The organism is Campylobacter sp. 2018MI13 (genome assembly GCF_018501135.1).
Lineage (GTDB): Bacteria > Campylobacterota > Campylobacteria > Campylobacterales > Campylobacteraceae > Campylobacter_E.
Map to the genome: position 1 here is coordinate 1 of NZ_JAHCZC010000010.1, position 24,097 is coordinate 24,097.

19 protein-coding genes are annotated in these 24,097 nt (G+C 28.7%); 4 read left to right on the plus strand and 15 right to left on the minus strand.

Annotated elements, in window-relative coordinates; genetic code table 11:
- Positions 1-74: 74 nt before the first annotated feature.
- Entirely contained in the window at positions 75-221 is a 147-nt protein-coding gene (locus KJQ99_RS01915) for a hypothetical protein (RefSeq protein WP_214149837.1), read from the minus strand.
- Positions 222-310: 89 nt separating this feature from the next.
- Between KJQ99_RS01915 and KJQ99_RS01920 the strand changes: the two genes are divergently transcribed.
- Positions 311-643 (plus strand): hypothetical protein, encoded by a 333-nt coding sequence (locus KJQ99_RS01920; RefSeq protein WP_214149838.1) that lies wholly within the window; start codon positions 311-313, stop codon positions 641-643.
- On the opposite strand, the gene KJQ99_RS01925 is transcribed toward KJQ99_RS01920, so the two are convergent.
- The 10 genes from KJQ99_RS01925 to KJQ99_RS01970 all read right to left on the minus strand — a co-directional run bounded on the left by KJQ99_RS01925 (position 640) and on the right by KJQ99_RS01970 (position 16,252).
- Positions 640-990: a hypothetical protein gene (locus tag KJQ99_RS01925; protein ID WP_214149839.1), complete on the minus strand. Its 351-nt coding sequence runs from the start codon at positions 988-990 to the stop codon at positions 640-642. The genes KJQ99_RS01920 and KJQ99_RS01925 overlap by 4 nt on opposite strands.
- A gap of 100 nt (positions 991-1,090) precedes the next feature.
- Positions 1,091-4,186, minus strand: coding sequence for a type I restriction endonuclease subunit R (locus KJQ99_RS01930; RefSeq protein WP_214149840.1), 3,096 nt, complete (start codon positions 4,184-4,186; stop codon positions 1,091-1,093).
- Complete coding sequence (locus KJQ99_RS01935) at positions 4,179-6,485, minus strand: AAA family ATPase (protein WP_214149841.1); 2,307 nt, start codon at positions 6,483-6,485, stop codon at positions 4,179-4,181. Before KJQ99_RS01935 ends, KJQ99_RS01930 begins: the two co-directional genes overlap by 8 nt.
- Positions 6,486-6,495: 10 nt before the next feature.
- Positions 6,496-7,680, minus strand: a complete 1,185-nt coding sequence (locus KJQ99_RS01940; protein WP_214149842.1) for a restriction endonuclease subunit S — start codon at positions 7,678-7,680, stop codon at positions 6,496-6,498.
- Positions 7,681-7,890: 210 nt separating this feature from the next.
- The gene (locus tag KJQ99_RS01945) at positions 7,891-9,393 is read right to left on the minus strand and encodes a type I restriction-modification system subunit M (RefSeq protein ID WP_214149843.1); all 1,503 of its coding nucleotides are present in this window, start codon (positions 9,391-9,393) and stop codon (positions 7,891-7,893) included.
- Between the two features lie 84 nt (positions 9,394-9,477).
- Positions 9,478-10,248 (minus strand): hypothetical protein, encoded by a 771-nt coding sequence (locus KJQ99_RS01950; protein ID WP_214149844.1) that lies wholly within the window; start codon positions 10,246-10,248, stop codon positions 9,478-9,480.
- A gap of 286 nt (positions 10,249-10,534) precedes the next feature.
- Positions 10,535-11,752, minus strand: a complete 1,218-nt coding sequence (locus KJQ99_RS01955; RefSeq protein WP_214149845.1) for a type I restriction enzyme subunit R domain-containing protein — start codon at positions 11,750-11,752, stop codon at positions 10,535-10,537.
- 232 nt (positions 11,753-11,984) lie between these two features.
- Entirely contained in the window at positions 11,985-12,515 is a 531-nt protein-coding gene (locus tag KJQ99_RS01960; protein ID WP_214149846.1) for a hypothetical protein, read from the minus strand.
- On the minus strand, positions 12,490-13,428 hold the full coding sequence (locus KJQ99_RS01965) for a hypothetical protein (RefSeq protein ID WP_214149847.1): 939 nt from the start codon (positions 13,426-13,428) through the stop codon (positions 12,490-12,492). The genes KJQ99_RS01960 and KJQ99_RS01965 overlap by 26 nt, the downstream gene beginning before the upstream one ends.
- A gap of 244 nt (positions 13,429-13,672) precedes the next feature.
- A complete protein-coding gene (locus tag KJQ99_RS01970; RefSeq protein WP_214149848.1) occupies positions 13,673-16,252 on the minus strand; it encodes a hypothetical protein in 2,580 nt (859 codons plus the stop codon).
- A gap of 936 nt (positions 16,253-17,188) precedes the next feature.
- Here KJQ99_RS01970 and KJQ99_RS01975 point away from each other — a divergent pair.
- Both KJQ99_RS01975 and KJQ99_RS01980 read left to right on the plus strand, forming a co-directional pair.
- Positions 17,189-18,004, plus strand: coding sequence for a hypothetical protein (locus KJQ99_RS01975; RefSeq protein ID WP_214120206.1), 816 nt, complete (start codon positions 17,189-17,191; stop codon positions 18,002-18,004).
- A 1-nt stretch (position 18,005) separates the two neighbouring features.
- Entirely contained in the window at positions 18,006-18,215 is a 210-nt protein-coding gene (locus tag KJQ99_RS01980) for a hypothetical protein (RefSeq protein WP_214117673.1), read from the plus strand.
- A 308-nt stretch (positions 18,216-18,523) separates the two neighbouring features.
- Here the strand turns inward: KJQ99_RS01980 and KJQ99_RS01985 are convergent, their stop codons facing one another.
- The 4 genes from KJQ99_RS01985 to KJQ99_RS02000 all read right to left on the minus strand — a co-directional run bounded on the left by KJQ99_RS01985 (position 18,524) and on the right by KJQ99_RS02000 (position 22,123).
- Complete coding sequence (locus tag KJQ99_RS01985) at positions 18,524-19,792, minus strand: citrate transporter (protein ID WP_214149849.1); 1,269 nt, start codon at positions 19,790-19,792, stop codon at positions 18,524-18,526.
- Between the two features lie 42 nt (positions 19,793-19,834).
- The gene (locus KJQ99_RS01990; RefSeq protein WP_214149850.1) at positions 19,835-20,809 is read right to left on the minus strand and encodes an asparaginase; all 975 of its coding nucleotides are present in this window, start codon (positions 20,807-20,809) and stop codon (positions 19,835-19,837) included.
- Between the two features lie 156 nt (positions 20,810-20,965).
- Positions 20,966-21,238 (minus strand): BspA family leucine-rich repeat surface protein, encoded by a 273-nt coding sequence (locus KJQ99_RS01995; protein WP_250325655.1) that lies wholly within the window; start codon positions 21,236-21,238, stop codon positions 20,966-20,968.
- 291 nt (positions 21,239-21,529) lie between these two features.
- Positions 21,530-22,123 carry a restriction endonuclease gene (locus tag KJQ99_RS02000; RefSeq protein WP_214149851.1) on the minus strand — a complete coding sequence of 198 codons (594 nt, stop codon included), beginning with the start codon at positions 22,121-22,123 and terminating at the stop codon, positions 21,530-21,532.
- Between the two features lie 97 nt (positions 22,124-22,220).
- On the opposite strand from KJQ99_RS02000, the gene KJQ99_RS02005 reads away from it, so the two are divergent.
- On the plus strand, positions 22,221-24,077 hold the full coding sequence (locus tag KJQ99_RS02005) for a DUF1561 family protein (RefSeq protein WP_214149852.1): 1,857 nt from the start codon (positions 22,221-22,223) through the stop codon (positions 24,075-24,077).
- Positions 24,078-24,097: the final 20 nt, after the last annotated feature.

Genomic DNA, 24,097 nt, shown 5'->3' on the forward strand with positions numbered 1-24,097 from the left:
CATCCATACAAGCATCGTTATTTGGATTATTAATATCTGACCATAAATCTAATTCTTCTTGAGACATTGCCATTTTATTCTCCTTTTTTATTGCTATTTTTATTAGCTGCTCTTTGAGCTCTTGCTGTAAAACTATCTTTGCTTACAATACCACCATTTCTCTTAGCTTCGCTTGATTGAATTCTTGCTGCTGCTTCTTTATCCATCGCGTTTTTATTCATCGCGTTCTCCTTAAAAATTATTTTAGTTTTGCAAAACTTACGAAATGATATAATAATGACTTGTGAATACCTGTGAATTAAGAGAAAAAATGAATAAAAATAAAAAAATAGCAAAAAACTATGCTTATCAAATAAAAGAATTAATTAAAACTAGTGGAAAAAAACAAGAAGACATAGCAAGTGAAATATCAGATTGCATATACGCAGATACACACAATAATGAAAAAGAAGTTTCTAAATTTAAAAATAGATTTAGAAAAACTTTAAGCGAAGCATTAAAAGATAATGATAAACAAACAAGTGATAAAACGCTAGAAGAATTAAAACAATGGTATGAATACTTATCTTCAAAATACGATAAGTATTCATATAGAAAAGAAATTTTGGGAGAAGATATTTATAATTTTTTTTATAAAGATTAAAAATACCGTTTTATATATTCTGTGGTTAAATTATTTTCTTTTATATCATTTTCAATGTTTTTTAAAGTTTGAAAACACTCTTCTTCAAATTGTTCTTTTTTATACAAATAGCTAGTTCTAGTTTTTTTATCCACACAACTATTAATTAAATAATATTCCATTTCTATTGAATATCGCTTATTTAAAATTCTATTTTCATATTGTAAATTGCTAATATGTCTTTCAAGCTTGGCTATATCTTTACTAGAGAAAAAATAACTATACCCTAAAGCACCACCACCAACAAAAATTCCAATTCCTAATATTCCACTAATAATATCACCTTTATTGCTAGTTTTATTACTCATCTATTCTCCTTAAATATAATATTATATAGTTAAAAATATTAAAAATATAAATTAATAGCATATTATAAAAACGATAATCCTACACAAAAAATATTAAACTCTATTCGTTAGCTAATTCAATAGCCAAAATCTCAGCTTGAGCTAAAACTCCATCAATCGCAAGCTGTTGCATATCAGGTGGATAGCCGTATTTATTAAGCACTCTTTTTACAGCTACTCTTAGCCTTGCTCTTACATTTTCTTTTATCATCCAATCTATACTTGCATTGTTTTTGATGATTTGTAGTATCTCGCTAACAAGAGCTAAAAACTTTTCATTTCCTAGGATTTTTTCATACTCATCATTACAAGCAAGTGCTGAGTAAAAGGCATATTCATAGTCTTTTAGCCCTAATTTTTTAGCCTCATCATCCATGCTTGCTATACTTTTACTCATATTTATTAGCTCATCTAGTGCCTCGCTTGATGAAATTAGCTTATTGTTATATTTTTTGATAGTCTCGTTTAACATTTCGGCTAGTTTTTTAGTCTTTGTTAGGCTTAGTTTTTGCCTTGATTTTATCTCATCGTTTAGTATCTTTTTTAGCATTTCAAAGGCTAAGTTTTTACGCTTCATATTCTTTACTTCTAGCAAAAACTCATCAGAAAGTATAGATATATCAGGCTTTTTTATCCCACTAGCATCAAAGATATCCACCACACTAGATGATACGATAGCCTTATCTACCACTTGTTTTATCAAAGTTTGATTAAGAGAGTTCTCACTCTTATTTACCCTAGCAAACTTTAAAAACCTAGCCTTTATCGCATACATAAAAGCAATTTTATCCTTTATACTCAAAGCCTTTTCGTGCGGTATAGCTATCGTGTAGGCTTTATCAAGCCTTGCAAACTCGCTCATAAACCTATCTTTGCCATTTTCATTTGATAATATATGCTCTTCTACATCAAGTATATATTCAAGCCTAGCCCCAATATCAAGCTCAAAATATCTTTCATAATCATTTGGTAGCATTTGCTCTACAATCTCTAGCTTTTCTATCATCACCTTTACTGCGTCTTCTTGAGTGGTTACTATATCGCCCTTGCCACCACTTTCACTATAAAACGATAAAGCCTTTTTCAAATCACTTGCAATCCCAAGATAATCCACCACAAGTCCACTAGGTTTATCCTTATAAACCCTATTTACCCTAGCTATCGCTTGCATTAGATTGTGCCCTTTCATAGGCTTATCTATATAAAGAGTATGAAGCGATGGCACATCAAAGCCAGTTAGCCACATATCCACCACGATAACAAGCTTTAGCTCATCGTTTATATCTCTCATACGATTTGCCAAAAACTGCTTTTGTGTCTTGCTTGTATGATGTTTGCTAAACTCCACTCCATCGCTAGAGCTTGAAGTCATCACTACTTTTATAGCCCCGCTATTTAGCTCATCGCTATGCCAGTTTGGTCTTATCTTTATGATTTCATCATATAGCTTTATAGCTACACTTCGGCTTATACTTACTATCATACCTTTTCCGCTAAGCTTACTAGACCTTGTTTCAAAGTGTTCTACTATATCTTTAGCGATTTGTTTTAGTCTGCTTGTGCTACCTACTACTGCTTCTAATTTGGTAGCTTTTGCTTTTTCATTTTCTTGGTTTTCAAGCTTTTCATCTAGTTCATCTATGAGCTTTTTTCCTTCTTCGCTTAGCTCTATTTTAGCAAGCCTGCTTTCATAGTATATACTCACAGTAGCGCCATCTTCAACAGCTCTTGATATATCATATATATCTATATAGTTTCCAAAAACTGCAGGAGTGTTTATATCATGGCTTTCAATTGGCGTTCCTGTAAATCCTATATAAGTAGCATTTGGCAAAGCATCACGCAGATATTTTGCGAAACCATAAACTATCTTTTGCCCTAGCACATCGCCACTTTTTGACTTTTCTTCTACTACTTTTGCATCAAAGCCGTATTGGGTTCTGTGTGCTTCATCTGCAATCACGATGATATTATCCCTAAGCGATAAGCACTCAAATACATTGTCATTTTCTGGGCTAAATTTTTGAATAGTAGTAAATACCACTCCACCACTAGCCACCCTTAAAAGCTCTTTTAAATGCTCTTTATCGTTTGCTTGTTTTGGCTCTTGTCTTAAAAGGTTCGCACAACTTGCAAAAGTGCCAAAAAGCTGGTCATCTAAGTCATTTCTATCCGTGATAACCAAAATCGTAGGATTGTTTAAAGCCTTTATCGCTTTAGCACTATAAAACACCATAGACAAAGACTTCCCACTACCTTGCGTATGCCACACTACGCCGCCTTTTTTATCTCCGTCTTTGCTACTTGCTGTGATTGTTCTACTAATAGCTTTATTTACTGCGTAATATTGATGATAGGCTGCGATTTTTTTGGTAGTTTTTATACTCAAGATATTATTTATATCTTTTATCTGCTCTTTTTCAAACACTATGAAATTGCAAATGATATCTAGCAAGGTTTTTGGATTTAACATACCATCTATTAGGGTTTTTATCTCTAAAGACTTGTTTTGAGCGTAGTTTATCCCGTCGCTACTTTTCCACGACATAAACCTTGAAAAATCAGCTGAAATACTCCCCGCCCTAGCAAAATACCCATCGCTTATCACACAAAAAGCATTGTAGACAAAAATACTTGGGATTGCTTGTTTATAAGTGTTTATTTGATTATAGGCTGAGTTTATCGTGGCGTTTTCATCACTTGGGCTTTTTAGCTCCATTAAAACAAGTGGAATTCCATTTATGTATAGCATTACATCGGGGATTTTGGTTTCTTTATCTTCTGTAATGCTTAACTGGTTTGTTACTATAAATTCATTGTTGCTTGCATTATCAAAATCAATTAGATTTATAATATCAGCTCTACTTTCGCCGTCTTTTGTGGTGCTTATATTTACCCCATTTACAAGCTTATAATGAAAGTTTTCGTTACTATCTACAAGACCAAGATTATTTTTGCTTTTTAGCTCTTTATAAATCTCATTAGCCTTTGATAAATCAAGCTGTGGATTTAGCCTACAAAGTGCATTTATAAGGCTAGTTTCTAACAAGACTTCATCGGTGGCTCTTACTGGCTTTTCATAGCACCACCCATGCTCAAGTAGTGATGATATGACAAACTGCTCCAAATCAAACTCGCTAGTCTTCGCCTTACTCATTTTTATTATCCTTTATTTCATTTGCTATCATTTCAATTTGACCTGGAATTATTTTAGTTAAAGCATTTATAACATCTACACAACAACGCTTTTTATCATCTTCTGTTATTGGTTTTTGGCTTACATATCCACCATGAGAGCCATCATTTATAAAACTATACAAAATATTATCAGCTTCCATAAGTCCTAATTTTTGCATAACATCATGCAAATCATCCGTCGGATAAAAAAATCTTCCAACAGATTCTAAAATATTCCTAATAGAATTTGCTGTATGATATTTTGGTTTCTCTTGACCTATATATATTTTATATATCTCTTTTAATTGCTCAATATATGGCAATATATATTTGTTTTCATTAATTTTTATTATTTTTCCATTTTCTAAAATAAAATTATCTTTTGTAATTTTATTTCTTATTAACATATTATAAAAATCTACATTATGTGTTAATATCAAAAATCTAATATTCTTAATATCTGAAATATAATTTTGCAAACCCCTTATCACCTTAGAAACAGAATAGACATAATGATAATCCATGCTAGATATAGGGTCATCTATTATAAAAAACATTTTTTCATATTCATCAGCTTGAGAGATTTTCACATGACTTTCTGCTATATAATGACAAAATGCTATTATGCTTTTTTCTCCATCGCTTAATACTTTAGTTATCCTATTTTTAAGTTTATACTCATTGTTTAATGTTAAACAAAAATCGCTCTTACTAAAATCATATTTACCTTGAAAAAATACATCCAATAACAGCCTGAATGTTTTGATAAATTCTTCTTTTTTACTTTTTTTAACTTTTTCTTGTTTTACCGCTATTCTTGCATTTAATTCTTTTAAGGAAACAATATTATTTTTATAATCTTTTATTTCTTCTTTTGCTATATTTTTAATTTCTAGCATTTTAGCTTGGCAAATCTTTATTTTTAATTCTTTTACATAATCCTTGCTATTATTTTTTAAGCTATTTATACTAGCAATTAATTCATTGTTATATTGTGCAACTTCAATAGATATATTAATATATTTTTTAATACTTTCTATATCATCATTTATATTAATCGCTTGTGTTATGTCTTTAGATTTATTGTCTAATGCTGAACGGACTGCGTCAATCCCATTTTTTAATAATTCAAACTCTTCAGTCTCAATATTTTTTAAATTACCTAATTCTTTTTGTTTAAATAAAGCCTTTAATCTGTTATATTCAGCTTGAATATTTTTCGATTTTTCAATGTCACTTTTAATTTGATTAGAAAAATTATCTAAATTATTTCTACTGCGTTCAATAAACTTTAAAAGTTTTGTCTCTTCTGTATCTAAAAATTCATTATATTTATTTATTAAATCCCTAGCCTTATCATCTAATTTTTGCTCACAAAAAGGACAATTAGAATTATCTTCTTTGATATTATTCATACCTAACTCTATAAATTCCTTTTTGCTTTTCATTTTTTCTACAAAATCTTCAGCGAAATTAGACTTTGAATACTCTTTTTCCAATTTAGTTTGTATTTCATTAAGAAAACTAACATCATCAATACCAACACAATCTATATTTTCAATATCTTTATATTCTTCAATATCACTTGATATATTTTTATATTCGTTAGCTAGACTAGAAAAATTTAAGCTATTATCAAATCCTTGTTCTATATCTTCAATAATATTATCAAATGTAATATTTTGATATTCTTTTAAGCGAGAATTTATTTTTAACTCAGTTAATTCTTTTAACCCTTCTTGAATTTTATCATTTATTTTTTTCTTTAAATCTTTTTCTTGTTTTTCTAATATTGACCTTTTAGCTTTCTCATCATTCAAATCTATATTTTCTTTTCCTATAATATATCCATCTATATTACCATTTACTTCATATTGCCTAGATTGCATATTCTCCAAAATATAATCACTATTAAAAACATGAAATATATACCATATTTTTTGATTAAAACGCGGAAATTTATCCCTTGTAAGTTCTATATCTAAGTCAAACTGATCTTGATTTTTTAAATTTTTAATATGTAGTTGAATTTTAGCATTGTTACTATCAAAAGAAACAATATCATTAACCTTATCAATCATGTTATTTTGTTCAGTTATATTTTGCATTTCTGCTAAACGAAAAGCCCTGCTTATAAATGTTTTACCACTACCATTCATTGCATATAAAGCAATCCTTAAAGAATTTATTTTTTCCTTAAAATCTAGTGATTGATGCTTTCCAATATTTTTTAATTTTAAAGAAAAATCTATTCCTCCCTTGCTATTGTTTTCTGCCATTTCTTCTCCTTTAGTTGTTTATTTTTATTTCTCCATTTAGGAGTTTTGGGATAAGTATATCACGCATATTTTCTAAAGTTTGGATTTGTTCTAAATTTTCATTTAATTTATCATAAAACCCACTAATTTCTTCTTCAAATTTATTCATTATTTCAAAACTAGGGACTAATATATTTTTTTCATAAAATTGATTTTTTTGAAAAAATTCCCTAGCACTTCCCGAAGCACCATAAACACTTTCTTTTACAATATCCCTTAAAGCATAGTTTAAATAATGTTGAGAAACACCTTCTAACGCTCTAAAATTCCACATATTTTGATTTTGCAAAGCTGGTAAAACATTACTTGTAACCACTACATAATTTCCTAAACTTGCACCAACCATAACTAATAAAAAATCATTTTTTCTTAATAAGTATTTATCATATTGATTTTCTAAATTATCAATATAAATAACATCTTTATTGTCAATAAAACCATTTTTAAAATTTGTCGTTCTTACGATTTTTGTTCCATTTTGAGAATATTCCTTACTCTTGAACGCGTATCCATTTAAAATCACACATACATCTTTCAATGATTTTTCTTGCCAAGATGGGTTTGGGTTTTCTATGAAATAGTGTCTAAAAAGAGTTTGGGCGAGTTTTTCTAGGGTTTTGTTTTGCTCGTGTAGTAGCTCTATCTTGTCATCAATACTACTTAAAATAGCAGCGATTTGCCTTTGCTCTTCTAATGGTGGTAGTGTAATTTCAATTTCTTTAAAATCCCTTAACACTATTCTAGGTATAACAGCACCAGTAACATAATTCGCTTCAATTTCTTCTATAAATCTTTTATTTTTAAATACATAAGTTAAAAATTGAGGACACACCTGCTCCAATATCGGTCTAATAATAGCTATTGAAGATAGTAATACTAATTCTTCTTTTGTTCTAACACGAAAAACATGTTTTAAATAACTACCATCTTTGGCAATTAAAATATCATTTATTTCTGGTTGGCACCCACTTGCTACCAACTCCAAATAATCTTCTTTAGAAATTTTTCTACAAGTGTTTAAATTTATTTGATTATATTCCATATCTTTTACAGATGCCATAGGAAAACCGCTAGTCTGACTTGGTGGGCTTTTGTGAGAACCATCGGTTATCTTACTACAAATATCCCCAAGCTTACATTTTTTCCAATTATTCATATCTTAATCCCTTGGAATTTATTTCCGTAAAAAATACACGAAATAAATTCAAGAATTTAAATTCGGAATTTCGTTTGTTTAAGCTTGGTTTAAAAGATAATGACGAAAGCACAACAGAAGAAAAAACGCTAAAAGCTCGTATTTTCAAGCTGTGGGCTGTATAAATTAAGCTAGTTTTAAGTGATTTTGACGAAAGCATAACACAAAACATCATTTAATCTTCTCTAAGTTTTTTAAGATAGTTTCGCTTAGCTCTTGCTCGGTTTTAATTTGGGATTTTAGCTTGGTTAAAAGCTCGTTAAATCTAGTATCAAAATCAAACTCATCATCACTATCAGCAAGCTCCACATAACGCCCTGGAGTAAGCACATAAGAAAGCTCTTTTATCTCATCTATGCTAGCACTTTTACAAAAGCCTTTTATGTCTTCATAATCTGTGCCGTTTTTCCAAGCTTTATAAGTGTTTGCGATTTGGTTTATGTCGTCTTTGCTTAGGGTTTTGTTGCGTCTATTTATCATAGTTCCTAAATCTCTTGCATCTATAAAAAGCGTCTTTTTAGCTGTGTTTGGTAGCTTTTGGCGTCTTATAAACCAAAGTGATGCAGGGATACCTGTGTTTAAAAATAGCTTTGCGGGTAGATTTACTATACAATCTATCAAATCATCTTCAATGAGTGCTTTTCTAATGGCTGATTCATTTGTAGTGTTGCTTGTAAGTGCGCCTTTGGCTAGGACAAATCCTGCTACACCGCCGTTTGGCGATAGATGATATAAAAAGTGCTGTATCCAAGCGTAGTTGGCGTTGCTTGCTGGTGGGACGCCGTATTTCCATCTGCCGTCTTTTTCTAGCTGTTCGCCACTCCAGTCTGAGTCGTTAAATGGTGGGTTGGCTATGATAAAATCAGCTTTTAGGTCTTTGTGAGCGTCGTTTAAAAATGAGCCTTCGTTATTCCATATCACTTGTGAGCTTTCAATTTTTCTTATGGCTAGGTTCATTTTGGCGAGTTTGTAGGTAGTCTGATTTGACTCTTGACCATAGATTGAGATATCATCTAGCCTGCCTTGGCGAGATTTTACGAACTCTTCGCTTTGAACAAACATACCACCACTCCCACAGCAAGGGTCAAACACTCTGCCCTTATACGGCTCAAGCATGGCTACTAGGAGCTCTACGACGCATTTTGGAGTGTAGAATTGTCCGCCTTGTTTGCCTTCGGCTAGGGCAAACTCACCTAAAAAATACTCAAATACATGACCTAAAACATCGGCACTTTTACCAGTATCAAAGGCGATGTTGCCTATCAGGTCTATGAGTTCGCCTAGGCATTTGCTATCTAGATTGTCTTTGGCATAGACTTTTGGCAAAACTCCCTTTAAGGCATCGTTGTGTTTTTCTATCTCGTCCATTGCTTCATCTAGCATTTTGCCTATTTTGGGATTTTTGGCGTTATCTCTTATGTAGTTGTAGCGAGATTTTTCTGGGACGAAAAAGATATTGTCAGCTAGGTATTCGTCTGCATCTTCTGGGTCGGCTCCTTCGGATTGTTCTTTGAGTAATTCTTCGTATTTTTGCATGAAACTATCGCTAATGTAGCGTAAAAATATAAGTCCTAAAACTATGTGTTTATACTCTGCTGCATCGATGTTTTTGCGTAATTTATCGGCACTTTTCCACAACGCATCTTCTAGTTTGATTTCTACTTTCTTTGCCATTTTTATCCTTAAGTGGTTTTTCTTAGTGTAGCAAAAAAGCCTTATATTTGCCTAGCTTCCGCTAGGCTTAGGAATGATTAAAAACTATAAAATATCTGCATATTTTTTATTAAACCTTAAAGGCTTATGTTTGATTTTTTTATCCTTGCTTTCTACTTGTAAAAGCAATTCATCTCCTGCACTATTTAAAACTTTAATATTTTTTACAATTACTTTATTATCTTCAATATAAGTTTTATCAATTTGCGAATCATCCAACTTAGATAATATTATTTTTGTTTTTACATAGTTGTTATCTAGCTCAACATCTGCATAATAATTGCCTATACCTAAAATTTTTACCACACTAAAATTACTATTTGATAAAATTAAGATAGAAGATATTAAAAAGCATATTCTTTTAAAATATTGATTTTTTATAATAGGAAACGCTATGAATAAAATTGCCAACATAATTAATATGATTAATATAATTGAATCATCATTATTACTGCTTAAAATAAAAACACATAAAAAACCACAAGATAATAAGCTTGTAGCAAGAGTTAAATATTTAAAAGCCTTATCGATAATTCCTTTGGTAGAACTAATAAATATTAAATAATTACCTTCATGCAACATATAAATAAGTAAAACTCCTATCATTACCACAAAAAATGAAGATACTAGATATATAAATACATCCTTAAGTTCTAGACTTGGAATATAATGAATATTAAAAACATAATAAATAAAAATTGGCATTACAGCTACAAAATACATAGAATAAAATACTATTTTAAATATATTATCTATAAATTTTTTGTAAATTCTTTTCAATATCACACAAAATATTTTTACTAATTTATCATTCATAAATTTCTCCTTAATTAATAAAATTCACGAAAAATCTTACATATTCTCAAGGCAAATTGCAAATAAGATTTCGTTGTAAATTATACTCTATCAAGCTCATTTTTATCTTTAAAAATATTTTATTTTATATCTTATTCCTTGTTGGTTTATTTATAAAATAACTAAAAAAATAAAGAATTTAAAATCGGAATTTCGTTTGTTCATATTTGCTACAAACAAATGAAATTTGTATCTCAAATCATAGCCTAAAGCCACTAACTACCCACCGCGTTTGCCTAGGTAGATTTTAATTAGGGAGTTTATGTAGTTTTCTATGTCGTTTAATTTGTTGATTTTTGTTATGAAAGGTAGCATTTTTTACTATGAGTTCGGTTGCGATTTTGTTTTTGATACTTTCATCAAATTCAGGCACATTAGCAAATTTACTAAACTCACTATCAAGCAAGGCAATGATTTGCCCCACATCATCCTTATCAAAATCTCTAGCAAGATTACGCTCAAGCGGGTCATCTGTCAAATCCTTTTTAAAATCCTTAGCTAAATCACAGCTAAGCTTATAAAACTCACTCTCGCTAAGCCTTTTTGCTCTATAAACTTCTAAAATCTCCTCTATCCTTGCACTAAATCTTACAAAAATTTCAGGATTTATCACTTCGTATTTTTTCACTTCTTTTTCTAGTGCATTTAGCTTTCCATGAGCCTTCACCTCATCACTAAAATCACCCGCAACCCTTGAAAAATCATCGCTTAATATATCAAGCGGTTCATTTAGCGTATAAATTTGCCCTACCTTTAAATGCTCATCTAGTAGCTTTTGCATACTTTGCTCGTATTCTTTTAGGCTAAAATCCTCAGCATAAAAGACCTGTGCCGAGCTTCTTAGGCTTAAGTATTTTTTAAGGCTTGCCTTGATTTTCTCCTTTTCATCTTCGCTTAAACTTGCCCTTAGCTTACGAGTATTTAGCACCACACCCACAAGGTTGCTAAACCTTACTAAAATCTTGCAAAACCTATCCCTAAATGATAAATCCTTTAAAACCTTTAGCTTTTCTACCTCATCATCAAGCCCTGCAAACATCTCATCAAGCACGGCTAGGCTCTCCCGCATATCATCTAAAGAGCCGTCTATTTTAAAAACCGCCCCCACCAAATCACTCTCATCATATCCGCTAAGCGCGTCATATCTACTAAGCGTGGTATCAAGCTCACTAAGTAGCCCTCTATAATCCACGATTATCCCCTCATCTTTGCCCTCTTTTAGCCTATTTACCCTTGCTATGGCTTGAAGTAGATTGTGTTCTTTTAGGTTTTTATCTATATAAAGTTTTTTAGCACACGGAGCGTCAAAGCCCGTAAGTAGCTTATCTATTATAACAAACAAAGGTTCATTAAGGTCGTTTTGCCTAAGCTCGTTGCATTCTTTTTCACTTAAATACTGCCAGCCCAAATCCTTTAAAGTGTCTATAAAATACGCTTTTACATTGCTTTCTATACTAAAATCCATCGCCACACCTTTGAAATTTTAAATGCATTTTAAACAACTTGCATTGATTTAGGCTAAATGCAAAAGCCCTTGCGTGGCGGGAATTTAATTTGTGTATTTTTGGAATTTGAATTCGGAATTTCGTTTGTTTGGCAAAATTTTCACATATAAACCACTAACAACCAAAATTGAATTTGATTTTTTCAAATTGTAAATAAAATTCTAGCAAAAGCTTTAATTTATATTTGATAATTTATTCACTTTTATTATCGTATATCTTCTTAATATAAAAATTTAACATAACTTTAATTATTCTTATAAATTCATAAACCTGCATAAAAAAAATAAATATAAAATACACATAAAATGCAAAAACAACACAAAATAAAAGAGTTTGCCAATTAAAATCAAAAATTATCTTTGAATCTTTAAAGTAATAATCCTTACAAAAAATAAATATAAGAATACAGCAAAACAGCCTTATAGAAACTTTTAAAAAAATGGGTATAAATTGTAGTAAAGGCTTAAATACTTTTTCTCTATTTGCTTTATTTTCCATAAGTTTTTGAACAATAGGATTATTGTCAAATGCTGACAAAATAAATGGGGTAGCTGCTATTGTAAAACCAAACATTACTCCCACAAAAGATAATATATTGTTATTTATATTATCATAAACAGACATGGTTTCATAAATATATCCTTTCCAATTTCCCCATAATACTAAACCTATGCTTGCAATAGGTAAAAATAAATTTTTAAATATCCACTCTATCCAAACCAAGACTTCTACCTTTTATAATTAATTCTTTGTATATTTCCAAAGAAATTTCCAACCTATCTTTATCTTCCTTGTTGCTATCAAAATCAGACAAGTCTTTATCTACTTCTATTTTAAATTTTAATAAATTTTTTATCAATTCAAAAGCTTCAGTATCTCCATCGTTATTCTTGTAAGATATTTTCAAGTTATTAAATTTCTTTTTTATCTCTTTTTTATAACTTTTTACAAACAAATCAATAATTTTTTCTTTACACTCATCTGACTTATCCACTAAGTTAAGTGTAAGTTTAATTTTACTATCTGGGTCTGACATAAGCTCTGCTAGTGTTGTTCCATCAGTTTGTGTTAAAAATTCAGCAAGTTGCAAATCTTCTATATCTATTTTTTCAATAGCTGATGCTACTCTTGCTATCTGTTGTATAACATCATTGCGTTTTAGTTGAGTTATCTTTACATTTCCTTCTACATTTTTTATTCCTTTTTCTATTTCTGATGAAGTTGTAGCATTCTCCCCATCTTGGATAATTAAACAACTTGAATTTTTAAAATACACGCAATGTGTCGGTAATTTTGATTGTATTTCTATATTGTCTGGTTCAGTATTTTTATTATCTAAAGAGCCTTCTACTTTATTTTCATACAAACACTTAACATCTTTTGCTAATAAAAAACATATCGTATCATCAAATACATTTGATGTAAATTTTGCCCTATGTTCAAAACTATCAAGATAAATAGATATTTCTTTTTTACTTTTTGTAGATATATAAAAATATCTTTTGCTCTGTGTTTCATTATTATCTGCTTTGCATTCACAATTAAATTTCATTAGCAAATCTTCAAAAGACAAATTTGTAAATAAGTTATTGTCAACTTTAACTTTATATACATTAGCTGATAATTTTTTAGACATCAATCACTCCATTAAAAAACAATGTTTTAATATTTGGATTATCATACTATTTAAATTTTAAAATACACAAAAGCACTAATATTGAAAAATAAATTTGATATGTTTATATGTAAAAATACACGAAATAAATTCTACAAAGCTCCAAATGTCACTTGTTTGGCTTTGGAATTTATTTGCGTATTTGGAATTTGAATTCGGAATTTCGTTTGTTTGGCAAGTTTAGGCAAACAAACGAAATTTGGTTTTAACTTGGGATTATTGAGTTTTTACGCATTGTTTTTTGCAAGGCAAATATACAAAACGCAAGAACTAAATAATAAGCTATATTAAGCCTTGAGACCCCACCATCTATCGCTACGGCTCGTTTTAGCTCGGGGGCTTTGTCTAGCAAATCTGATGATTTTAGCTCGCCTTTATAGTCTTTTAATGTCTTTTTGGCGTTTAATTCACTTATCGGCTCTTTAGCTAAAATCTGTCTTGATAATTCTAGTGCCTTTTGACTGTCTAACTCATCTATGGCTTTATATAGATAATGATTTCTCGCATCTTCTGAAAACGCCCCTAAAAATGGGGTTATTATGCTAGGGCTATAATATATCCCAACAATACCTATTAAAGCAAAAAATACCAACAACCCATTTTTTCTATACACCAACACAGCAAAACAAACATAAGCAATAAATAATAAACTTGGACACACAATTATTAAAAAATATTTAAACTTAACTAGCTGTTTATTCGCAACAATATCAGCAACAGATAAAAAGTAACCGTGTTTAAAAAGCAAATAAGATATGCAAAACAAACCAAACACCATTAAAATATATCTTGCTGTTTTATTTGCCATAAGGTTAAACATAAATACATAAGACATAACAGCATATATCACATCATAATCTTCACTAATTGCAATATTTATTACAATTAGAGTAATTATAAAATGCATTATATATTTACAAATTATAGATAATTTAGATTTTCTAGGTTCTAAAAAATAATAAAATATAAAAAACAATGCAAAAACCATAGCAATTAAAACAGAGAAGAAAAAGAAAACTTTTAGGTATTCTGTTTGCTGATTAATAAAATCAATAATTTCTTTTCTTTCAAAAAAAGCATAATCAATTAAAACATACCCACCAACCATACTTAAAGTAAAAATAATTATTTGAAATAAATCAGAATGATGGTCGCTTACAATCCTATTTAGTTTCAATAAAATCCAGTCTAGTTGTTCTCTCATGCTAAGTTTTCCAAACTTATTATTTTTATCTTCATCTAATACTTTATCTTGATATTTATATTCCAATTCTTTCAAATATAGTTCAATATTTTTGTATCTAGAAGCATCTATTGTATTGTGCTTATTTATTAAAATATCTTTAAATATCCTATATGTTTCTCTTAAATTTACAATAACTTCTAATTTATCTTTATTATCAATATTTTGTTTTTTTAGCTTTAAATAATTTGCAATACTTTTTTCCATATCTTCTATGCTAGAATGTATAATTTGCATAAATGTTATATCCACAATCGTGTTTTGTTGCATATAAGCTAAGCTCAAAATGGGGGTATTTTGAAAAATAGTGCTATTAAAATTAACCACATTGCCTATTTCTGCTTTATCCAAATCTACAAATTTTTTAAATGTTGAATTAGCAAAATCAAGATTTTGCTTAAATTTAGAAGATGTGAAAAATATATTTTCAAGTATTTCGCAATTATTAATATACAAATTACCATTAAATTCTGCCCCTACGAATGTAATATCTTTATTGATTTTTACATTATCTAATTTAAAATCTTTGTTAAATTTTACATTTTTAAAAGATAACTCTCTATTTATTTCTTTCCTATTGCTTCTTACCACAAAACTACCATTAAAGGTAGAATTATTGAAACTAATCTTATCTTGATGAAATAATTCATCATCATATTCAAATTCTCTATTAAATGTACATGTTTCAAAATTAATACTAGATTTTATTTCTATTCCACAAAAAGCGATATTTTCAAATTTAGACATTACAAATAATATATCTTGTTCAAAAGTGTTTTTACCATATTCAGAATCAAATTCTATATCTTTAAAATCAATATCTTCAAATTTTACTTGTTTATATTTATTGTCAAAAACATTATTACTAAGATTTATTTTATTGTTAAAAGATGATTTTTTAAATAATAATTCATAATTTTGTGATTCTTCTATATGTATCAAAGGCAAGCATTCGAACTTACAATCATAAAAAGCAATAACTTCTTTATTATGAGAATTTTTAAATTTATCACTAACTCTTGAATTTAATATAAGAAATTGAGTATCAAATACGCAATTATTAAAAGATAATTTATCATTAAATTCGCAATTATCAAAATATAATTTTTTAAATTTAATATCATAAACTCTCTGAATATCGCTTGAATTAAATATACAATTTTTAAAACTGATTTTTAAAAATTCACTTAACTTAAAAAATAATTTAAACAAATCATTACAATCAAATTTGCTAAGCTTAAAAACAATATTTTCAAATACTATTTCATTAAATGAAAAATTCAAGTGCTTGCAACAAATACTATCAATAGTTGTTTTTTCTTCATTTCCTTGAAATGAAATTTTATCTATAACATTTAAATCACTATATGTAATTTTACATAGTAAGCTGTTTTCAACCACAAATAAATTTTTTATATTTTGTTCAATCTTTTTTTCATCGTATATTTTTGCCTTCACAATTCTTTTTGCAGGACTATTTTTTCTTAAGTTGAATGCAACCTTATTAAATTCAACAATTATTTTACCTCTTTCTTTATCCATTGTTTTCCTTTAATCATACATACTTAAAATCTTTACCCGAATATTACCACTTAAAAGTTCGGTTAAAAGGTGAAATTGGGGGAAATTTCAGCTATTATTAGCTCGTTTAGGCACTCCAAACGCTCATCACACATAATTACCCCCCCCCAACTTATTCTGTTCTTATAAACTTAGGAATTTTACTTTTAAAAAATTAGTTTTAGATAAATTATATCTCGTGCTACCTTGTGCTAACTTCATTAATTTTTCCATAAAAATAGAACTCCTAAAATAAAAACTCGCATACTTAGTATTTATCATTTCATTAGGTCTAAAGCCAAAGCTATTTAAATATAAATTTCACATTCTTCTAAAATAACAAATAAAGTCCATATTTCGTATATGATTTTAGATTAAATAGTAAAAAATACATCTTCTTTATTTTTTTCACCATCGTTTATTTTAACACTATCAAAAATATTTTTATATGTAATGCAGTTTAAGTTATCATCTTCAAATTTTTTTCTTTTTTATCTGAAAGCCTATTGTAAGCTAGACCTAAATCATTAATCGTTACTTTTTGCCAAAGGCTGATAAAGTTAGCAAACCTTGTTTTGCCACTTAGTAGCTCGTTTATTGGACGGAATTTTTCTTTTTCTAATTCTGATTTTAAATTCTTTAAATTTTATATACTCATCATAGCAATTTAAAATCTCGGCAGTTTTTCAGTATAATTTATCGGTATTTTATCGGTTAGCAGCTGTAATCAGCCAAGAATTTCTTTAGTGTATTTTCAATCAAACATAATTTATAAGCCAAAAACTAACTTTCTTGCCCTGTTCTTAGGTAAGTTAAATTATTAAATATGTTTTTAACTTAAATAAGCTAAATTAAAACATATTTAATTTAAAAATATTAATATACTCATTTAAACATTCCAAAGCAAAGGAGTCACAAATGAATAGTGTTAGCACTATTGAAGAGCTAAAAGCACAAAATCCAAAATTTGATTTGGCGCTAGGCGTAAGACTCATAAATAGTGGAGATATTATAGGTGGGGGATATCAAGTAATATTCGCAAGTGAACTAGAAATATCAACGAGTTCAAACATTAGCTATGAAGATGCCGAACAATCCCTTAAGAAAATGGTTAGTCTTATGGGTTTTAATGCTATCATCAATATAGTAAGATCTCAACATACTAAGAGTATGAATGCTAGTGAGACAGCACAAACTCATACAAGTTATAATCGCAACATAATAACTAATAATTTATCTTCATCAATATCTACAACAAATACAAGTTCAACAATTACGGTCAATAATGTATTTAAACTAAAAGGTACTGTGGCATTAATAGGTAGAGAAAATCACGCAAACGGAGTAGAAATTGATTATGAAAGATTAAAGCAAAATTGTATAAATTTCTACGAATGCATAGAATTTTTAAGATATGTTTACAAATCTAATCAAGAGCTAAAAACAATACACCAAGAAAGTAAAAATTATCCAATCAATTTAACAATTATTCTTATTATCTCATTGATATTTGCATGTAATTCAAGTCTAATTACAGGAGCTATAATTTTCTTAGTATATTTCATAATATCATGGCGTTATTATGAAAGCACAATTACTAAAGAAAATAATACATATAAAGATTTAGCATCAATGGAACCTAATCTAAAAACTTTGGTGAATAAATACGGCGAAGTTATTTTTGATATTTATCAATTATCACCATATATTACCTTAAAACATGTAGGAGAATAAAATGGATTTAATAACATCACTAGAAAATACAGAAAAGAATTTAAATAAAGCTGGAAAATATTGTGTAGCTTTTGATTTGATGGCTAATACAAGAAAAAATGTATCAGAAAATGAGTTAAAAAATAATATCAGCAAAAACATGGCATTTATACTATTTAAAGCAACCCCTGCTGCATTTTTTATATTTATACTATTTAAAATATTTAATTAAGTCTAAAGCCCTAAAATTAGGGCTTTGCTTAAAGTTTTTACAATCATTTCTTTAATATTTTTGAAGCTTTACATATTTTTAATTTTATTTTATTAGTTTGTATTATTGTTAGCTTGATTTTTTACTAGGAATTTGTTTCGTGTATTTTTGTAGAATTTGAAATAGGAATTTCAAATAATAATTTAAACTAAACAACTAAAAAATATAAAATAAAAAGTTTTGTTAATCACATCTATAAATCTTTATAAATTCTATATCTAAATAATGTATTTAGGGTTTAAATTCAATAGAATTTAAACCCCTTTTTCTTAAAATTTAATTATAAATGAAAGTACTAAAAGTAAGCCTAATGCAATAAGTTGAGATGGTCTTTGAAACCTATTAGCATCTTTTAAATTAGAACCTTCCACAATAGGTATAACAGTAGATAATGCTGCAATAGGACCACCTGTTAAAAAATACTGCGCAATTGATGCACCGCCAGCAGCAACTAAAGCAAGTGCGAAAGTATAAGGACAACTACTCATAGTAGCTTGCAAAAATGGTAAAACTATAGCCGAGCTTGCACCATAACTTTGTGTAATAAATCCAGCTACAACAGCTACTACAAACATTGCTTGAACAGGGGCGATTTTTAAAATAGGTTCAAAAACATCTGCAATAATTTTTGCTAACCCTATTTCTTTAATAGTAACACTCATAAACAAAAATGTTATAGTTGCAACAAGTGGGATTGCGATTTTACCAACGCCATCTATCATTTGTTTTTCAGCACTAAAAATATTCATTTTTGCTAAAATAATAGTCAAAACACTAGCAAAAACACCGAGTAAAAATATAGGATAGCCAAAAATAAAGCCAGCAAAAAGTGCTATAAAAGGTAAAAATACCACGAAAGTATTATATTTACTTTTCTGTTCTTCTAGTTCTTTAATAGCTTGATTTAATTTATCTTTATCTATGCTAATAGAATATTTTTTTCTATAAATTTTAGACCTAATAGCAGAACAAATAATCAAAAACACGGCAATTGCAATACCAAAAATATTTATAAGACCAAATCCAATATTAGTAGCCCCAATAATAGCAACCTGTGTTGGGTGAGTAAAGCCACCAAAATTGCCTAAATGTCCTGCGTGAGCGTGAATAGCTGCTGAATGATTTGGATTCATTCCTAATAAAACCGATGGCTTTGCAGTTACAACTGCAGTTACAGATGGTTGAGTAAAACCTGTAAGCATTCCAATTACACCTGCACCAATAGCACTAGCTGCTGCAATTCCTTCTCCGCCACCAATTTTTCTACCAATTTTAATAATTAATTTTATAATATCATCCATAAAACCGCTTGCTTGCATAGTTCCTATAAACATTAAAATACCAGTCATATCTAAAATCACAGGATTAAGTCCTGATAATAATAATTTGTTTAAAGTAAGTTCTCTTATATCAAGCATAGCAACTAAAACACTAATTGTAGTGCCAATAAGTGCTGTTAAATAAAGTGGTGTTTTTCCAATTACCATCAAAATTAGCGTAATGCTCATAATAATTTGAGCAACAATAATATAATTCATAATCCATCCTTTATATGTTTATCTCAACTACAAATAATAAAATTAAAAATATTTATAGTAATTTTCAAATTCTTTTTTGATTTCATTATTTGAAAAACCATTAGATAAAAGCATTGTTAAAAACAATCTTGCTTTTAAACTATCAAAAAAACTCCCCATAATAAAGCCATTTTTTTGCATATCCATCTCGCTTCCTTCATAAGCATATGTTTTATAAGCACTCATTCCACTTCCTGTACGAGTTGTGATAATGCAAGGAATTTTTAAGTTTAATTCTTTTAATTTTCTAGCCGCAATAAACGATACATGACCAGCTCCAAAACCATCAATTACCAAACCATCAAAACCTGATAAATTATTTAAAAACATACTATCACCATCAAGGCAAGTAGGGATTATTGCTACATTTTTATTTAAACTATTAGGCGTTTTATAAATCTTATTTTTATAAATTGGACTTATATAAATTACATCTTTTTCATAAATATAACCTATATTTCCACCATTAATAGATACAAAAGTTTCAAGTGAAAAAGAATTGCTTTTATGTATAAATCTAGGTTGATAAATAGTATGATTAAACACACAAAGAACCCCACGATTTAAGGAATTTGTATTGCTTGCTACTAAAATTGCTTGATATAAATTACTAGCCCCATCGGCTCCTATTTCACTAGGATTTTTCATAGCACCAGTAATTACTAAAGGAGCTGCTTCATCCCAAAATAAACTAAGCAAAAATGCACTTTCTTCAAGAGTGTCAGTTCCTTGAGTAACAACAACTCCAGTTGAGCCATTTTTAATCTCTTCTTTTGCTGTTTTTAACACTTCTAATAAATTATCATAATTTAAAGATGGGCTAGGAAGAGATAAAATCGTTTTTGCTTCTATTTTTATATCTTCGCTTAACCCTATGCTTTCAACCAACATTTTTGCATCTAATTTAGGATTTACCCCACCACTACTATCTTTTAGCATACAAATAGTTCCGCCAATACCTAATACACTTATTTTCATAAATACCCCCTAAAATAAAATGTATAAGTATTATAAAAATATAGCTTTAAATAAAGCATAATTTAGCCTTATAATATGTCAAATAATTGCTCTAATTTCTAAGATTATAAATTAATCAAAAACTTTTTATTTTTTAGTTTAAATTAATTATAAGATTTAATAATTTGAAAATCTTTTTGAGTGCTTTGAAGTATCGTTTTCTATCTTAAAATAAACAAACATAATAATCATATCAGTTACATTGCTAACATTCCAGCTGCTTATAGCACTAAAGTCTTTTTTTGTATATTTAAAAAGTATGCCAATATCAGCAATAGCACTTGTATCTATATCACCTAAGCTTATACTCAAATCATTTACTAATGCTTGTAATTCTTCTTTTGTTTTAGTGTTGTATTTAATATAGATTATTTTGTAAAATTTTTTCATTCATATACCTAATAATATAGTCTAAATGTATGGATTATGTCTTGCTTATCTTAAGACTATAATTAATACAAAGGTTAAATCTTGATAATTTTCTTATGGAATTTAAAACAAGAATTTCAATTTATTGCTAAGCAAAATTTTTTAATTTATATATTCGCCGATTTTTATTAGTAGTGTATAAATTTCCTTGATAAATACCAAAACAACCATATATAAAATAGCTAATTTTATTGATTTTACTAAAATTACAATTCACAAAATAACACCTAAAACTATTTTGTAATTTTCATACTATTCTTCAATATTTAAATACTCTATTAAATCCTTATAATTATTTAAATAATGCTCGGCACTTGCTCTTGGCTCACTTGAACTTATAAAAACTTTTTTAATAGTTTTATTTTTAAGCATTTTTTCATTCTCACTAACAAAAACAGCGCAATCACCTAAAAATTTCCTTAACAAATCTTGACCTATTTGGCTTTTGTGATTTTTGCACTGAATTAATACACACTCATTTTCTTTATAACAAACCAAATCTATCCCGCCATCGTTTTTACCATTTATAAAGCCGTGTGGAAAGACCTTGTAGCCTTGCTCTTCGTAATATTTTTTAATTTTTAATTCATATAATCTGCCCTTTTTTTCATTTTCGCTTTCTGCTTTGTAGATTATAGATTTTGTTATTTTGTGGTAATTTGGCATTTTACTGCTTAAAATTTCACTAAATTTATACTTATTAACAACTTTCAAAATCGCTTCGTCAAGCTCTTTTTCATAAGCCTTTAAAATATCTTCATAGTTAGAATTTAATTCTTCTTGTTTTTTAAATTCTATGCTATTTTTGATAGCAAAATATCTTTTTTTAGCATTATTATCACTCATTTTTGCTCCTTAATTTTCACAACTATTAAAAAATATTTGAAATTTAGAATAAATATTATTATAAATTAATATAATCACAAATCTTAAGGGGGAAATTATGAAAAAACTTATATTAATATTATTTTACCTTTCTACAATATTTGCAAATAGCGTCCCGCAAACTCCAGCCAACACAATACAAGATAAGCATTTAATCATAAAAGCTCACGATAATAAAACTTTTTGTCTAGCTCCAAGACAAGTGCATGATAGGGTCATAATCGGTATGCTAGATTGTAAACAAGCAGTAGATACGAGATATGATTTATACAAAAGACTTGCTTTTAAATATAAAGACAATTGGCTATGTGCAAGTCTTAGCGATAGGTTTAAAAGTGGACAAACCAAACAAGATTTCTTTGAATTAAAGCCTTGTGTTTTAAACGATAAATCTCAATGGTTTAGCATAAAAGATACCTTTAGCTTACCAGCTTACATTGATGTAGAAGTAAAAGAAAGCGAGTATAATTTACTAGCTACAAAAAACAAAAACGCCAATAAAATAACCATAGATAATGACGAAATGAAGCAGTGGCTACAAGCAGTTCCACCGCCTATTAATTACGCTCTTAAAACTTCTATATATTTTCGTTCAAAATCAAATAATAAATTAGAACTATTTTATATTACAAAAAATGGAGCTTCAAAAACACCATTTAATTTTTATTACGATATTACAAGTGGTAAAATAGCTCTTTTTAACCCTAGCAGTGGGACTTTTGAGTGCCTTGAAACTAATCTTAGCAATCAAGACGCTAGTTTTTTAAAGTTTTCTAAATGTAATTTTTACGGATTTGAAAATAGATTTTATTGGAATTTAAATTTATTTGAAAATTCTTATATATTAGATATTAATAAAAATATTTTAGATGTTTCAAGGGGCAGTGAATTAGGAAAATTATTTATAAGTGATATAAATTATTATAAAACCCATTTATCTCCTAGCGTTTTATTAGATGGTAAATTATCATTTGACTTTAGCGTTTATGAATTAAGGAATTTTAACGCAAGAAATTTAGGGCTTTTCTCTAGCCATTGTGGTGCAGAAAGAAGAACAAAACGAGAAGTTATATCAAATAGCTTAGCTAATTTTAACCCTTTACAAGCAAATTGGAAAGCACGATTATTAAGCATTGCAAGGACTACTGATAGCAGCACTGATGCTAGTGGGATTTGTGGAATTTGTATGCTACATACTTATGAAATAGTTTCTTTACTAACTCAAGTATATCCACATAGTCCTATATTAAATTATAGTTCTACTGGATATTTATTTGATTATATGGACAATGTATCTCCATTTACTACATTTGCTAGAAGAAACCCTGCGATGTATAATTTAATGGGTGAAGCACTTGAGTTATGGGGACAACAATTGGCTTTAGGTGAAGGACTATATTCAAGGGGTATTAGGGCGATTTGGGCTTTAACTAGCAGTATTTTGCCAAGACAAGAATGGAGTCTTAGCACTATCACAACTCAAGATAATTTAAGATCTCAATTAAGGGGTATTTTAAATTCTCCTGCTGGTTCTTTGTATATTGCATTAATGAGTTTAGATAACGGCAGAGCACACGCAGTTCCTATCATCATTACAAACAACGGAGCAGTAGTAATCCCAACAAATGCTCAAAATATAAGCGAAGAAGATTTTACAAGCTTTATAGCACCTACACAAGATGAGCGTACTTTGTTAAGAAACCTATCTGCTAATAATAGATACAACATACAAGCCATTAGCTTAATTGGTTTAGCTGGTAATAGAGATAATATATTTGAAGAATATTTAAATCAATTTGATTGTACTGGTGGTGGTGATTTTAGACGAGGAAATGGACATATACTAAATCCTAATCACGCTGATACTTGTGATAATGATAGATGTGATTTGATGGAGATTGAGCATAATTTTTAAGAATTTAAATCGCTAATTTT

What these genes read in the sequence shown, in the direction of transcription:
- KJQ99_RS01915 (WP_214149837.1), bottom strand. Translation starts at nt 221, where the DNA reads ATGAATAAAAACGCGATGGATAAAGAAGCAGCAGCAAGAATTCAATCA.
- KJQ99_RS01920 (WP_214149838.1), top strand. Translation starts at nt 311, where the DNA reads ATGAATAAAAATAAAAAAATAGCAAAAAACTATGCTTATCAAATAAAA.
- KJQ99_RS01925 (WP_214149839.1), bottom strand. Translation starts at nt 990, where the DNA reads ATGAGTAATAAAACTAGCAATAAAGGTGATATTATTAGTGGAATATTA.
- KJQ99_RS01930 (WP_214149840.1), bottom strand. Translation starts at nt 4,186, where the DNA reads ATGAGTAAGGCGAAGACTAGCGAGTTTGATTTGGAGCAGTTTGTCATA.
- KJQ99_RS01935 (WP_214149841.1), bottom strand. Translation starts at nt 6,485, where the DNA reads ATGGCAGAAAACAATAGCAAGGGAGGAATAGATTTTTCTTTAAAATTA.
- KJQ99_RS01940 (WP_214149842.1), bottom strand. Translation starts at nt 7,680, where the DNA reads ATGAATAATTGGAAAAAATGTAAGCTTGGGGATATTTGTAGTAAGATA.
- KJQ99_RS01945 (WP_214149843.1), bottom strand. Translation starts at nt 9,393, where the DNA reads ATGGCAAAGAAAGTAGAAATCAAACTAGAAGATGCGTTGTGGAAAAGT.
- KJQ99_RS01950 (WP_214149844.1), bottom strand. Translation starts at nt 10,248, where the DNA reads ATGAATGATAAATTAGTAAAAATATTTTGTGTGATATTGAAAAGAATT.
- KJQ99_RS01955 (WP_214149845.1), bottom strand. Translation starts at nt 11,752, where the DNA reads ATGGATTTTAGTATAGAAAGCAATGTAAAAGCGTATTTTATAGACACT.
- KJQ99_RS01965 (WP_214149847.1), bottom strand. Translation starts at nt 13,428, where the DNA reads ATGTCTAAAAAATTATCAGCTAATGTATATAAAGTTAAAGTTGACAAT.
- KJQ99_RS01970 (WP_214149848.1), bottom strand. Translation starts at nt 16,252, where the DNA reads ATGGATAAAGAAAGAGGTAAAATAATTGTTGAATTTAATAAGGTTGCA.
- KJQ99_RS01975 (WP_214120206.1), top strand. Translation starts at nt 17,189, where the DNA reads ATGAATAGTGTTAGCACTATTGAAGAGCTAAAAGCACAAAATCCAAAA.
- KJQ99_RS01980 (WP_214117673.1), top strand. Translation starts at nt 18,006, where the DNA reads ATGGATTTAATAACATCACTAGAAAATACAGAAAAGAATTTAAATAAA.
- KJQ99_RS01985 (WP_214149849.1), bottom strand. Translation starts at nt 19,792, where the DNA reads ATGAATTATATTATTGTTGCTCAAATTATTATGAGCATTACGCTAATT.
- KJQ99_RS01990 (WP_214149850.1), bottom strand. Translation starts at nt 20,809, where the DNA reads ATGAAAATAAGTGTATTAGGTATTGGCGGAACTATTTGTATGCTAAAA.
- KJQ99_RS01995 (WP_250325655.1), bottom strand. Translation starts at nt 21,238, where the DNA reads ATGAAAAAATTTTACAAAATAATCTATATTAAATACAACACTAAAACA.
- KJQ99_RS02000 (WP_214149851.1), bottom strand. Translation starts at nt 22,123, where the DNA reads ATGAGTGATAATAATGCTAAAAAAAGATATTTTGCTATCAAAAATAGC.
- KJQ99_RS02005 (WP_214149852.1), top strand. Translation starts at nt 22,221, where the DNA reads ATGAAAAAACTTATATTAATATTATTTTACCTTTCTACAATATTTGCA.